A 13,089-nucleotide genomic window follows, 5' to 3' on the forward strand; every position below is an offset into this window, starting at 1 on the left:
CTCCGCGCCCATTGCCGCCGCCGCTTTCAGCCGGCGGTGAACCGGGGCGACAGGCGGGGCACCCGGGGCCGCCGCCCATTACAGTGGACGGCAGGTGCAGAGCACTTTCTCGTGCGTGTGCCTACCTATGCGATGGAGAGCAGGTAACCACGGATGTTCGAAAGATTCACCGACCGTGCACGTCGGGTTGTCGTCCTGGCTCAAGAAGAGGCCCGGATGCTCAATCACAACTACATCGGCACCGAGCACATCCTGCTGGGACTCATTCACGAGGGTGAGGGAGTGGCCGCCAAGTCACTCGAATCGCTGGGCATCTCCCTGGAGGGTGTGCGCAGCCAGGTCGAGGAGATCATCGGTCAGGGCCAGCAGGCGCCGTCCGGGCACATCCCCTTCACCCCGCGTGCCAAGAAGGTGCTGGAGCTGAGCCTGCGCGAGGCGCTGCAGCTCGGCCACAACTACATCGGCACCGAGCACATCCTGCTGGGCCTGATCCGCGAGGGTGAGGGCGTGGCCGCGCAGGTGCTGGTCAAGCTCGGTGCGGAACTGACCCGGGTGCGCCAGCAGGTCATCCAGCTGTTGAGCGGCTACCAGGGCAAGGAGACCGCCGAAGCCGGCACCGGCGGGCGCGGCGGCGAGGCGGGTAACCCGTCGACGTCGCTGGTGCTCGACCAGTTCGGCCGCAACCTGACCGCCGCCGCGATGGAGGGCAAGCTCGACCCCGTCATCGGCCGCGAGAAGGAAATCGAGCGGGTCATGCAGGTGCTCAGCCGCCGCACCAAGAACAACCCGGTCCTGATCGGCGAGCCCGGCGTCGGCAAGACCGCCGTCGTCGAGGGGCTGGCGCAGGCGATCGTGCACGGCGACGTTCCCGAGACGCTCAAGGACAAGCAGCTCTACACGCTCGACCTTGGTTCGCTGGTCGCGGGCAGCCGCTACCGCGGTGACTTCGAGGAGCGCCTGAAGAAGGTGCTCAAGGAGATCAACACCCGCGGCGACATCATCCTGTTCATCGACGAGCTCCACACGCTCGTCGGTGCCGGTGCCGCCGAGGGCGCGATCGACGCCGCCTCGATCCTCAAGCCGAAGCTGGCCCGCGGTGAGCTGCAGACCATCGGCGCGACCACTCTCGACGAGTACCGCAAGTACATCGAGAAGGACGCCGCGCTCGAGCGACGGTTCCAGCCGGTGCAGGTCGGCGAGCCGACGGTGGCGCACACCATCGAGATCCTCAAAGGGCTGCGCGACCGCTACGAGGCGCACCACCGCGTCTCGATCACCGACGGTGCGATCGCGGCGGCCGCGACCCTGGCCGACCGCTACATCAACGACCGTTTCCTGCCCGACAAGGCGATCGACCTGATCGACGAGGCCGGCGCCCGGATGCGGATCCGCCGGATGACCGCGCCGCCGGACCTGCGCGAGTTCGACGAGAAGATCGCCGACGCGCGCCGGGAGAAGGAATCGGCGATCGACGCGCAGGACTTCGAGAAGGCCGCCAACCTGCGCGACAAGGAGAAGCAACTCGTCGCGCAGCGGGCTGAGCGTGAGAAGCAGTGGCGCTCAGGCGATCTCGATGTGGTCGCCGAGGTCGACGACGAGCAGATCGCCGAGGTGCTCGGCAACTGGACCGGTATCCCGGTGTTCAAGCTCACCGAGGAGGAGACCACCCGTCTGCTCCGCATGGAGGACGAGCTGCACAAGCGGATCATCGGCCAGGAGGATGCCGTCAAGGCTGTCTCCAAGGCCATCCGCCGTACGCGTGCCGGTCTGAAGGACCCCAAGCGCCCGTCGGGCTCGTTCATCTTCGCCGGCCCGTCCGGTGTCGGTAAGACCGAGCTGTCCAAGGCGCTGGCCAACTTCCTGTTCGGCGACGACGACGCGCTCATCCAGATCGACATGGGCGAGTTCCACGACCGCTTCACCGCCTCGCGGCTGTTCGGTGCCCCTCCGGGCTACGTCGGCTACGAGGAGGGCGGCCAGCTCACCGAGAAGGTGCGCCGCAAGCCGTTCAGCGTCGTGCTGTTCGACGAGATCGAGAAGGCCCACCAGGAGATCTACAACAGCCTCCTGCAGGTCCTCGAGGACGGCCGGCTCACCGACGGTCAGGGCCGCACGGTCGACTTCAAGAACACCGTGCTGATCTTCACCTCGAACCTCGGGACGTCCGACATCTCCAAGGCGGTGGGCCTCGGCTTCACCCAGGGCGGTGGCGAGAACAACTACGAGCGGATGAAGCAGAAGGTCAACGACGAGCTGAAGAAGCACTTCAGGCCGGAGTTCCTGAACCGTATCGACGACATCATCGTGTTCCACCAGCTGACGCAGGACGAGATCATCCAGATGGTCGACCTGATGATCGGCCGGGTCGGCAATCAGTTGCGGGCCAAGGACATGACGATGGAGCTGACGGATCGGGCGAAGGCTCTGCTTGCCAAGCGTGGCTTCGACCCGGTGCTCGGTGCCCGCCCGCTGCGGCGCACCATCCAGCGCGAGATCGAGGACCAGCTGTCGGAGAAGATCCTCTTCGAGGAGGTCGGACCCGGCCAGAACGTCACGGTCGACGTCGACAACTGGGACGGCGAGGGCCCCGGCGAGGACGCGGTGTTCACCTTCCACGGTGGACCGAAGCGCTCCGAGACGCCGGAGCCGGACCTGGCTCAGGCAGGAGCGGCAGGCGCGCCCAGCGTCGCCGAGTAACGCACGCACACAGCGAACGGGCGGTCACTCCGGAATCTTGACTGAGGACGGGGTGGCCGCCGCTTTGCTGTGCGCTTATGGTCCTCGATGCAACGACGACCAGATTAAGTGTCTGGAATCCGGAGCTCATTCGACGATGGGTCAGCCATCCCAGACTCGTTGGATCGCTTGACGGGGCATCCTCGACATGAGGTCTCTATTACAAGCCGATGACGGCTCGAACAACGCCTGCGGATCCCTGGCTGGGAAGAAAGTTCCTGAACGGGCGCCTTAGAACAACTTTTGCGTGACACCCGATCCGCGGTCGTGACCGGATCGGTCCGGCGGCCATGCTGTCTCGAGCAGTGAATAGAGTACCCCGACTGCATAGCTCGGCACCCAAGAGGTCTCATCCAATATGCAATTCTGTGGGCTTTAACGCCGAGCCAATGCTTCGACCTGAAGCGTTCTTTAATCACACAGCCTCTCTGTACATCTCCATCCAGACTAGGACACTTCACGGATCGGGTTCGGCAGCTAGCACTCGCTGTTGTCCAGGAACTATCCTCCGCGCCCGGCCGCTCGACATCTCAGCCGCGCAGCGGACACCCGGTCAGTAATCATCCGACCTACGGGGTATCGGCCACCGTCAAGGACGGTTGGCAGTGGCGGCGGAGTTGTGGTGAGGTGAGAAGGATGAGGGGGAGGGAGTAAACGATGGTCAACTTACTCGAAGCGGCCAAGTTCACGGTCTATCGAACTCCGGTACTCAATCGGCTGATGTCACCGCAATATCCATACAAGCTTGATCCCGGCGAGTTGTGCGCCATGGTCGGTTTCATTGACGCTACACGCGGTACGGGCGCAGCTGTGGTTGAGATTGGCGTCGCCCAGGGCGACACGTCAGTCTTCCTGCTCGAACATCTCAAGACAACAGGCGATGATCGGACGGTGCACCTGTTCGACACATTCGCCGGTTTCACTGAGACCAGCCTTGACCACGAGGTGCAGGCCCGTGGTAAGAAGCGGACCGAACTCGACAAATTCCGGTACGGCGACGAAGCCCGCTTCAATGCCAACCTGCGACGTCTCGGCTACAGTCGATTCCAAGTTCACAGCGGCGATGCCGCGGAGTTCGATTGGCCCTCACTCGGCCCGCTCGGCGCGGTTATCCTCGATATCGATCTTTATCAGCCGACGATCGAAATTCTTGAGGTGATCTTCCCGCGCCTGGTCCCAGGTGGCGGCATTGTGCTAGACGACTGCCTGCCCGACACCCCATGGGACGGGTCTTTGCAGGCGTACGAGGAGTTTATCCAAGATCATGCTCTGCCGTTCGAGCGGGCCGGTCATAAGGGCGCGGTAGTGCGCGCCCCCGAGTGACGCACGCACACAGCGAACGGGCGTCACCTTCCCCAATTTGAGGACTGAGGGGAGGTGGCCGCCTCGTTGGCTTATGATCCTGCATGTCATCGACGGATATCGGAATCTGGTGAGACTCCAGAACGGTCGCGCCACTGTGAACAGTCAGACCCGATGCCGTCGTCACTGCCGACTGGGACGCGAAATCCCGGAAAGGACTCACCCATGACCGCTCCCCACGCATCCACCACACGCGCGAGGGCCATCGACTTCTCGGCCACCAGGGCGGTGCTGTGGCTGTCGCTGACGGCATTCTTCGCGCTGCTGACGCTGTACTTCGTCGGCCTGGACCAGGGCGCCACCTCGGTGTTCGGCTCCAACACCGCGATCCACGAGTTCCTTCACGACGCGCGGCACCTGCTCGGCTTCCCCTGCCACTGACCAGGCCGTCAGGGGACAACAGAACATGGAGAAGCAGATCATCTGGCGCGGCCTGCTGGCCGGCGCCGTAGCCGGTGTGCTCGCGTTCGTCTTCGCGCGGCTGTTCGTCGAACCGCAGATCGACCGCGCCATCGCCTACGAGGACGGCGTCGGCGCCGCCCACGAGGCGATGAGCCATGGCGGACACACCCACGGCGAGGCGGGCGGCGGCTTCAGCCGCGCCATCCAGACGAACATCGGGATGGGGCTGGGGGTGCTGCTGTTCAGCGTCGCGATCGGCGCGCTGTTCGCCGTGGTGTTCGCGTTGGCCTACGGGCGGGTGGGCGACATCTCCGCCCGCCTGCTGTCGGTCTACGTCGCGGGCGGCATGCTGCTGAGCCTGTATGTCGTGCCGTTCCTGAAATACCCGGCCAGCCCGCCTGCGCTCAGCCTGGACGAGACGATCCGCCAGCGCACGCTGCTCTACCTGCTGATGGTGGTGCTCTCGGCCGCGCTTCTGGTCGGCGCGGTGATCCTCGGCCGGCGACTGGCGGGGCGGTTCGGCGGCTGGAACACCACGCTCGCGGCCGCGGGCGCGTACGTCGTGGCCGTCGCCGCGGCGATGCTGGCGTTGCCGTCGGTCGACGAGACGCCAGGTCCGCTGGTCGACGACGCGGGCACGATTCTCTACGGCGGTTTCCCGGCCGACGTGCTCTACGACTTCCGGCTCGCCTCGCTCGGCACGCAGGTCGTCGTCTACGCGGCGATCGGGCTGGTGTTCGCCGCGCTGGTGTCGCGTCTGCTCGGTGAGCGAAAGCAGGTCGTCTCCGCATCGTGAGCGAGGTCGTTCGGCTGACCTTCGTGTCGCACGCCATGACCGACGCGATGGCGGCCGGACGATTTCCCACCGACGAGCCGCTCAACGCGCTCGGCCGCAGGCAGGCCGCCGCTGTCGACGTGCGCGGCGCCGAGCGCGCCTACTGCGGTCCGGAGGCGCGGGCGATCCAGACCGCGGACGTGCTCGGCGCGCATCCGCAGATCGAGCCCAGGCTCGCCGACCTGGACTGCGGACGGTGGCGCGGTGAGGTGCTGGGCCGCGTCCAGCCCGCCGAGCTGGCGATCTGGCTGACCGACCCCGCCCGGGCGCCGCACGGCGGCGAGACGGTCGTCGACCTGATCGAGCGGGTGCGCGACTGGATGGAGTCGCTGACGTCCGAGCGGGTCCGGGTTCTCGCGGTCACCCATCCGGCGGTGATCCGCGCCGCGATGCTCGTCGTGCTCGATGCGCCGCCCAGGTCGTTCTGGCGCATCGACATCGCACCGGTCAGCGCGACGGTAATGCACTTCCGCGGGCACGCCTGGACCTTGCACTCGCAGCCCTGAACTACCGCGGCGCCACCATGCCGAACATCTGCCGGGCGATCGACAGCAGCCAGGACGCCGCGGTCGGGCTGCGGTACTGCGACCAGTTCGTCTGCATGCTGACCACCCAGCCCTGACCGGTGCGGTCCTCGGCGTACCAGCTGAAGGTCAGATCGCCGGGGAGGTTGCCTGCCTTCGCCCCGATGTAGGGCCACTGCGTGCGGTCCAGGTCTATACCCGGCACGACGGACAGGATGTCGCGCACGGGTGCGGCCTCGCCGGTGGCGCCCTGCTGTAGAGCGGCGTGCAATCGGCAGATGTCAGCGGCGCTGGCGTACCACTCGGCGCCGATGTCGGAGGCCGGCATGTGGGTGCGCTGCGGGTCCGGCTCGTAGGGGCGGGCGTTGGTCTGCTGCAGCAGCTTCGCGCGCCCCGCGGGCGTGGCCTGCTTCCACTGTTCCCGCAGGTTCGGTTCGCCCCAGCCCACCGAGAACAGTTCGTGCATGGTCGGAAACGGCGTCATGCTCGCGGGGTCGTGATGGCCCGCGGCCACCAGCGCATGTTCGATGGCGCCGGGACCCATCCGCTCGATCAGCAGGTCGGTGGCCATGTTGTCGCTCGCGGAGATCATCTGCTGGGCAGCGTCGCGCACGGTCACCGTGGCGCCCGGCGGCAGCTTGTCGAAGCCCGAGGAGCCGACGGCTTTGGCCTCCGCGGTGATGGTCAGCGGGTCGGTCCACGCGACCGTGCCCGCCTTGACCGCGTCGGACAGGGCGTAGAGCACGTACAGCTTGAAGATCGACGCCAGCGGCAGCGACATCTCGGTGTTGGTGCCTGCCACCTTCGTGCACCGACCGTCGGTCACCTTGGCCACCTGGTAGGAGTACCGCGCACCCGACTTCGTCAGCTCCGTGTCGACGTCGGGCCACGACGTGATCCGCGGCGGCACCAGTTCGGCGGAGAACCGGTCGACCATGCCCGCGTCGTCGGTGCGCAGTTCGATGGTCTGGCCCACCCCGTAGGAGGTCAGCACATGCAGGGTGGCGCTGCCGGCGCCGACGTCGAGACTCGTGACCGTGAACGGCCGGTCCCACCACATCCGGTCCAGCGTCACGCCGACGGCCTCGACGACCTGAGGGGCGGCCAGGGTGCGCACGCCGTTCTCCCCGATGGGCCAGTCGCTGTTGAGCATGTCCATGGTCTGCTTGGCGCGCAGACCCTGTGGGGTGTTGATCTGGATGGGAACGCCGTAGGCGGCGTCGGCCGGGGCCGGACGGGTGCCGGTGCAGCCGCACGCCAGGGCTGCGACGGACAGCAGGGCGACCGCGCTCGCGGCCACTCGGCGGCGTCGAGCCCCGGCGCCCCTACGCGTCGGTGCGGGTTCCTGCAACGTCGAGCACAACCTCGAACTCGAGCAGCGACGCGCCCTTGGCGACCGGGTTGGCACGCTCACCGGCGTGCGCCTCGATGGCAGGCCCGCTGGCCCATGCCTGGAACGCCTCTTCGGACTCCCACTGCGTGACGACGAAGTACCGGTCCTCGCCCTTGATGGGGCGCAGCAGCTGGAAGCCGAGGAAGCCGGCCTGATTGTCGACGGCGTGGGCGCGGTGGGCGAACCGCTTCTCCAGTTCCGGGCCGGCGCCGGGTGGGACCTCGATCGCGTTGATCTTCACCACCGGTGTCGGCTTGGCGTTCTGCTCGGACATGGCGTTCAGGCTACCGCGTTGCCCCGGCATGATGAGCCCATGGACCTGCTCACGGCCGCGGGCGGCAGCGGCCGCCCGTTGGTACTGGTGCACGGGCTGATGGGCCGGGGCTCCACCTGGTCGCGGCAATTGCCGTGGCTGACCCGGTGGGGCCGGGTCTACACCTACGACGCTCCGTGGCACCGCGGCCGCGACATCGCCGACGACCACCCGGTCTCGACCGAACGCTTCGTCGCCGATCTCGCCGACGCCGTCGCATCGCTGGGGGAGCCTGCCGTCATGATCGGCCACTCGATGGGCGGGCTGCACTCGTGGTGTCTGGCCGCCGCGCGACCGAAGCTGGTCGAGGCGGTGGTCGTCGAGGACATGGCACCGGATTTCCGCGGGCGCACGACGGGTCCGTGGGAGCCGTGGGTGCACGAGCTGCCGGTCGAGTTCGGTACCGAGGCGCAGGTGTACGAGGAGTTCGGTCCGGTCGCGGGGCGGTACTTCCTCGAGGCGTTCGATCGGACCCCGACCGGGTGGCGGCTGCACGGGCACCCCGGTCGGTGGATCGAGATCGCCGCGGAATGGGGCACGCGCGACTACTGGGCGCAGTGGCGGGCCGTCGGCGTGCCCGCGCTGCTGATCGAGGCGGGCAACTCGGTGACCCCGCCGGGACAGATGGCCGAGATGGCGCGCACCCGCAGGCAGACGACCTACGTGCAGGTGCCGGGTGCCGGTCATCTCGTGCACGACGACGCCCCGGGGAAATATCGGGACGCCGTCGAGACGTTTCTAACGACGTTCACCCGTGGCGCTTGAGCTCGGCCAGGACGGCTGACGCTCGAAGCGTGTCCGGATGGCGTCCATATCGTGCGCGACGCGGGAGAGGTCACGGTCGTCCTCGAAGAGCCGGCCCGCCAGCGGCGCGGCGAAGCGGAACTGGTCGCGGTGCAGCCGCAGCACGCCGGAGCGGTGAGCCGCCCAGGTCAGCCCGGCTGCGAGGGCGAACGGGAGGGACAGGATCAGGAAGGTCAGTGCGATGCTCATGGCAGTAATGGTGCGCCAGGAAAATATCGTGCCAACAGTGGCAGAAGCGACATCCGTGGATAAGATGCTGCCATGACGATACGCACGGTGTCGGCGCTGGTCCTCGACGGATTGGCGGTGTTCGAGTTCGGCGTGATCTGCGAGGTGTTCGGCATCGACCGCTCGGCCGACGGCGTGCCGAACTTCGATTTCAAGGTCTGCGGCCCCGAGCCCGGCAAGCCGCTGCGCACCTCGGTCGGCGCGACGATCATCCCCGACCACGGCCTCGACGACCTCGTCGGAGCCGACCTGGTGGCCATCCCCGCGATCGGCGGTTCGGAGTATCTGTCCGAGGCGCTCGACGCGATCCGCCGGGCCGCCGACTCCGGCGCGATCATCCTGACGGTGTGCTCGGGAGCATTCGTCGCAGGCGCGGCCGGCCTGCTCGACGGACGGCCGTGCACCACCCACTGGATGCACGCCGACGAGCTCGCGCGCATGTATCCGACCGCCAAGGTGGACCGCAACGTGCTGTTCGTCGACGACGGCAACCTGATCACCAGCGCGGGAACCGCGGCGGGCATCGACGCGTGCCTGCATCTGGTGCGCCGCGAGATGGGCAGCGAGATCACCAACAAGATCGCCCGCCGCATGGTGGTGCCGCCGCAGCGCGACGGCGGGCAGCGCCAGTACATCGACCAGCCGATCCCGGTCCGGTGTTCGGAGCGCTTCGCCCCCCACCTGGACTGGATCCTGGCCAACCTGGACAAGCCGCACACCGTGACGTCGCTTGCGCGCCGGGCGCACATGTCCGGCCGCACCTTCGCGCGCCGGTTCGTCGAGGAGACCGGCCGCACGCCGATGCAGTGGGTCACCGATCAGCGGGTGCTCTTCGCGCGCAGGCTGCTCGAGGAGACCACGATGGACATCGACGGCATCGCCGACCAGTCGGGCTTCGGCAACGCCACGCTGCTGCGCCACCACTTCCGCCGGATCATCGGCGTCACCCCGTCGGACTACCGGCGCCGATTCGCTTCCGCCGCAGCCGACTCCGAGTGCGCGGCGACGGCCTGATCGCCGGCTTCGCCCGCCAAAGCGAACCTGCCGTCGCCGGTCTGCTCCACCAGTCCGTCGACCAGAAGTGAGCCCAGGCACCGGTCGCGCTGCGCGGTGTCGGTGGTCCACGCCACGTCAAGCTCGGCGCGGGTGACCGGAGAAGCACTGGCGCGCAACACATCCAACAACCGGCCCCGCACCTGCCGGTCGGTACCGGCGTACTTCTGCACCTTGCGCGCCGGCCCGGTGCCCGCGGGGAAGCCCAGCGAACGCCACGTGCAGTGGCTCAGCGGGCACACGCCGCACTTGGGGGAGCGCGCCGTGCACACCGTCGCTCCGAGCTCCATCAGCGCCACCGAGAACGTCGGCGCGGTGTCGTCGTCGGGCAGCAGCGTCGCCACGTCGTCGAGGTCGCGCGCCGAGGCCGCGGCAGCGTCGTCGCGGCCGTGCACCGCGCGGGCCACCACGCGGCGCACGTTCGTGTCGACCACCGGCACCCGCTGCCGGTAGGCGAAGCAGGCCACCGCCCTGGCGGTGTAGGTGCCGATGCCGGGAAGCGACAGCAGCGTGTCGACGTCGTCGGGCACGACGTCGCCGTGCTCGGTGGCGATCACCGTCGCGCACTCGTGCAGCCGCTTGGCCCGGCGCGGATAGCCGAGCTTGCCCCACGCCCGCAGCACCTCGCCTGCGCTCGCCGCGGCGGTCGCCGACGGCGTCGGCCAGCGGGCGATCCAGTCCAGCCAGATGGGCTCCACCCGCGCGACGGGCGTCTGCTGCAGCATGAACTCGCTGACCAGGATCTGCCACGCCGAGACGCCCGGCCGGCGCCACGGCAGATCCCGCTGCTCGGTGGCGTACCAGTCCAGCAGCTCACCGGTGTCGATCATCGATGCAGGCTGGGGCAGAATGTCGGCCATGCCGAACACGAACCCGTTGACCGCGTGGAAAGCACTCAAGGAGGGTAACGAGCGCTTCGTCGCGGGCAAGCCCGAGCATCCCAGCCAGAGCATCGAGCGCCGCGCCAGTCTCGCCGCGGCGCAGAAGCCGACAGCGGTGGTCTTCGGCTGCGGGGACAGCCGGGTGGCGGCGGAGATCATCTTCGACCAGGGCCTCGGCGACATGTTCGTGGTGCGCACCGCCGGCCACGTGATCGACAGCGCGGTGCTCGGGTCGATCGAGTACGCGGTCGCCGTGCTCAACGTGCCGCTCATCGTCGTGCTGGGGCACGACAGCTGCGGCGCCGTCGGCGCGACCCTGGCCGCGCTCGACGAGGGCGCGGTACCCAGCGGCTACATCCGCGACATCGTCGAGCGGGTGACGCCGTCGATCCTGGTCGGCCGCCGCGAGGGCCTCACCAGGGTCGACGAGTTCGAGGCCCGGCACGTCACCGAGACGGGCCGCCAGCTGCTGAGCCGATCGACGACGATCGCCGACGCGGTGCGCGACGGCAAGCTCGCGATCGTCGGGCTGACCTATCACCTGGCCGACGGCCAGGTGGTGCTGCGCGACCACATAGGCGACATCGGCGAGAACTGAAAGGCGACACGCCGGGCGACGTCGGACATGGTGTACTGACCTGCCCTTACCGTGATGTCGTGCTGGATCTAGAACCGCATGGCCCGCTGCCCCAACAGATCTATTGGCGACGCAGGGCTCTCGCGCTCGGCGTGGCCGCGCTCGTCATCGGCATCATCGCCGCCGTGGTCGCGGTCGTCGTGATGAACAGCACCAGCAACGAGCAGCCCACCGCCAACGAGTCGCAGCAGACGCAGGCGGCCGCCCCGCCGACGCCGCTGCCCGGCGAGAACCCCGGGGTCAAGACCCCGATCCAGCCGCCGGCCCAGCAGGCCCCGCCGCCGACCGCCACCCCGACAGCGGCCGTGGTGCCCCCGCCGATCCTCAAGGAGGGCGACGACTGCCCCGACTCGACGCTGGCGGTCAAGGGCATCACCAACGAGCCGCAGTACGTCGTCGGCGACCAGCCGAAGTTCACGATGGTCGTCACGAACATCGGCCTGGTGGCCTGCCAGCGCGACGTGGGCGCAGCGGTGCTCGCCGCCTACGTGTACTCGCTGGACAACCAGCGGCTGTGGTCGAACCTGGACTGCGCGCCGTCCAACGAGACGCTGATCAAGACCTTCCAGCCCGGTGAGCAGGTGACCACCGAGGTGACGTGGACGGGCATGGGTTCGGCGCCGAACTGCCCGCTGCCGCGCCAGCCGATCGGGCCGGGCACCTACAACCTGGTCGTCCAACTGGGCAACCTGCGCTCGGCGACGGTTCCGTTCATGCTCGCCCAGCCGCAGCAGCTGCCGCCGGGTGCGCCGGGAGCGGTTCCGGCACCGGCGCCCGCGCCGGCACCGGGCGGCTGAGTCAGGCCAGCCGGTCGGCGATCGTCGACTCGGCCAGCTGCGACAGACCCTCGCGGATGTGGCGGGCCCACATCGAGCCGATGCCCTCCACCGACTGCAGATCGCTGGCGCTCGCAGCCAGCAGGCCCTGCAGCGAGCCGAAGTTGCGCACGAGCAGGTCGACGTGCGCGAACTGCAGCCGCGGGATGCCCGCCATCGCCCGGTAGCCCCGAGAGCTCATCGCCGAATCCTGCGCCTCTGCGGTCGACGGATAACCGAAAACCCGTGCCAGCGTGGTGAAGTCGAGCAGCTCGCTGTCGGAGAGCCCGTCGAGTTCCTCGAGGGTGGCGGTGACCTGGGCGGCGGTCGGCGGGTCCGGGTTGGCGTGGTAGTCCCGCACGATGAGCTCGCGGTCGGTGTCGTTGTCGCCCACCAGCTCGTCGAGCTGCAGTTTGAGCTGTCGGCCGTCGGTGCCGAGTTCGACGACGTCGGAGTCGATCTCGAGGCTGATCCGGCGCACCATCTCGAGGCGCTGCACCACGGTCATCACGTCGCGCAGCGTCACGAAGTCCTCGATCTCGGCCATCGACAGCTGCCGGCTCACCTCGTCGAGGCGGGTCTTGTAGCGCTCCAGCGTGTCGATGGTCTGGTTGGCCCGCGACAGGATCGTCGCCGACTCGGGCACCACGTGCCGCTCGCCCGCGACGTACACCGTCACGATGCTCATCGAGTGGCTGACGGAGATCACCGGGTAGCCGGTCTGGATCGCGGTGCGCTCGGCCGAGCGGTGCCGGGTGCCGGACTCCTCGGTCGGGATCGACGGGTCGGGCACCAGCTGGACGTTGGCCCGCAGAATGCGGCTGCCGTCGCTGGAGAGCACCACGGCGCCGTCCATCTTCGACAGCTCGCGCAGCCGGGTCGGTGCGTAGCGCACGTCCAGCGAGAAACCGCCGTCGCAGATCGCCTCGACGCTGTCGTCGTAGCCGATGACGATCAGCGCCCCGGTGCGCCCCCGCAGAATGCGTTCCAGGCCGTCACGCAGCGGGGTGCCGGGCGCCAGCCGGGCGATCGTCTCCCGCAGTGTCGGCCGGGCCAGCTGCACGACCGTGCGTGAGGTCCGTCCCGTCGACTTCACGGCCATCTGT

The 13,089-nt window shown here is 68.4% G+C and carries 14 protein-coding genes; 9 read left to right on the forward strand and 5 right to left on the reverse strand.

Annotated elements, in window-relative coordinates:
- Positions 1-153 precede the first annotated feature (153 nt).
- From clpC1 to G6N45_RS07680, 5 genes are all read left to right on the forward strand, one after another.
- Entirely contained in the window at positions 154-2,697 is a 2,544-nt protein-coding gene (gene clpC1, locus G6N45_RS07660; RefSeq protein WP_163721338.1) for an ATP-dependent protease ATP-binding subunit ClpC, read from the forward strand.
- A 696-nt stretch (positions 2,698-3,393) separates the two neighbouring features.
- Positions 3,394-4,059 carry a TylF/MycF/NovP-related O-methyltransferase gene (locus tag G6N45_RS07665; RefSeq protein WP_163721341.1) on the forward strand — a complete coding sequence of 222 codons (666 nt, stop codon included), beginning with the start codon at positions 3,394-3,396 and terminating at the stop codon, positions 4,057-4,059.
- Positions 4,060-4,263: 204 nt separating this feature from the next.
- On the forward strand, positions 4,264-4,479 hold the full coding sequence (locus G6N45_RS07670) for a CbtB domain-containing protein (protein WP_163721342.1): 216 nt from the start codon (positions 4,264-4,266) through the stop codon (positions 4,477-4,479).
- 25 nt (positions 4,480-4,504) lie between these two features.
- On the forward strand, positions 4,505-5,296 hold the full coding sequence (locus G6N45_RS07675) for a CbtA family protein (RefSeq protein ID WP_163721344.1): 792 nt from the start codon (positions 4,505-4,507) through the stop codon (positions 5,294-5,296).
- Positions 5,293-5,841, forward strand: coding sequence for a histidine phosphatase family protein (locus G6N45_RS07680; RefSeq protein ID WP_057149356.1), 549 nt, complete (start codon positions 5,293-5,295; stop codon positions 5,839-5,841). The genes G6N45_RS07675 and G6N45_RS07680 overlap by 4 nt, the downstream gene beginning before the upstream one ends.
- Before the next feature lies 1 nt (position 5,842).
- Here the strand turns inward: G6N45_RS07680 and G6N45_RS07685 are convergent, their stop codons facing one another.
- Positions 5,843-7,159: a serine hydrolase gene (locus tag G6N45_RS07685; RefSeq protein ID WP_163721345.1), complete on the reverse strand. Its 1,317-nt coding sequence runs from the start codon at positions 7,157-7,159 to the stop codon at positions 5,843-5,845.
- A 25-nt stretch (positions 7,160-7,184) separates the two neighbouring features.
- On the reverse strand, positions 7,185-7,526 hold the full coding sequence (gene mhuD / locus G6N45_RS07690) for a mycobilin-forming heme oxygenase MhuD (RefSeq protein WP_048418600.1): 342 nt from the start codon (positions 7,524-7,526) through the stop codon (positions 7,185-7,187).
- A gap of 39 nt (positions 7,527-7,565) precedes the next feature.
- On the opposite strand from mhuD, the gene G6N45_RS07695 reads away from it, so the two are divergent.
- Positions 7,566-8,330 (forward strand): alpha/beta fold hydrolase, encoded by a 765-nt coding sequence (locus G6N45_RS07695; RefSeq protein WP_163721347.1) that lies wholly within the window; start codon positions 7,566-7,568, stop codon positions 8,328-8,330.
- Here the strand turns inward: G6N45_RS07695 and G6N45_RS07700 are convergent.
- Positions 8,304-8,558, reverse strand: a complete 255-nt coding sequence (locus G6N45_RS07700) for a hypothetical protein (RefSeq protein ID WP_057149353.1) — start codon at positions 8,556-8,558, stop codon at positions 8,304-8,306. The two genes, G6N45_RS07695 and G6N45_RS07700, sit on opposite strands and share 27 nt — an antisense overlap.
- 72 nt (positions 8,559-8,630) lie before the next feature.
- Here G6N45_RS07700 and G6N45_RS07705 point away from each other — a divergent pair, with 72 nt between their 5' ends.
- Positions 8,631-9,611, forward strand: a complete 981-nt coding sequence (locus tag G6N45_RS07705) for a GlxA family transcriptional regulator (protein ID WP_163721349.1) — start codon at positions 8,631-8,633, stop codon at positions 9,609-9,611.
- Here G6N45_RS07705 and G6N45_RS07710 read toward each other — a convergent pair.
- Entirely contained in the window at positions 9,554-10,510 is a 957-nt protein-coding gene (locus G6N45_RS07710; RefSeq protein ID WP_163721351.1) for an iron-sulfur binding domain-containing protein, read from the reverse strand. The genes G6N45_RS07705 and G6N45_RS07710 overlap by 58 nt on opposite strands.
- On the opposite strand from G6N45_RS07710, the gene G6N45_RS07715 reads away from it, so the two are divergent.
- The gene (locus tag G6N45_RS07715; RefSeq protein ID WP_163721353.1) at positions 10,509-11,129 is read left to right on the forward strand and encodes a carbonic anhydrase; all 621 of its coding nucleotides are present in this window, start codon (positions 10,509-10,511) and stop codon (positions 11,127-11,129) included. The two genes, G6N45_RS07710 and G6N45_RS07715, sit on opposite strands and share 2 nt — an antisense overlap.
- Before the next feature lie 59 nt (positions 11,130-11,188).
- Entirely contained in the window at positions 11,189-11,965 is a 777-nt protein-coding gene (locus G6N45_RS07720; RefSeq protein ID WP_179965289.1) for a hypothetical protein, read from the forward strand.
- Between the two features lies 1 nt (position 11,966).
- Here G6N45_RS07720 and disA read toward each other — a convergent pair whose 3' ends face one another.
- Positions 11,967-13,085, reverse strand: coding sequence for a DNA integrity scanning diadenylate cyclase DisA (gene disA, locus G6N45_RS07725; RefSeq protein ID WP_057149349.1), 1,119 nt, complete (start codon positions 13,083-13,085; stop codon positions 11,967-11,969).
- Between the last annotated feature and the right edge of the window lie 4 nt (positions 13,086-13,089).

It is taken from the genome of Mycolicibacterium psychrotolerans (assembly GCF_010729305.1).
Lineage (GTDB): Bacteria > Actinomycetota > Actinomycetes > Mycobacteriales > Mycobacteriaceae > Mycobacterium > Mycobacterium psychrotolerans.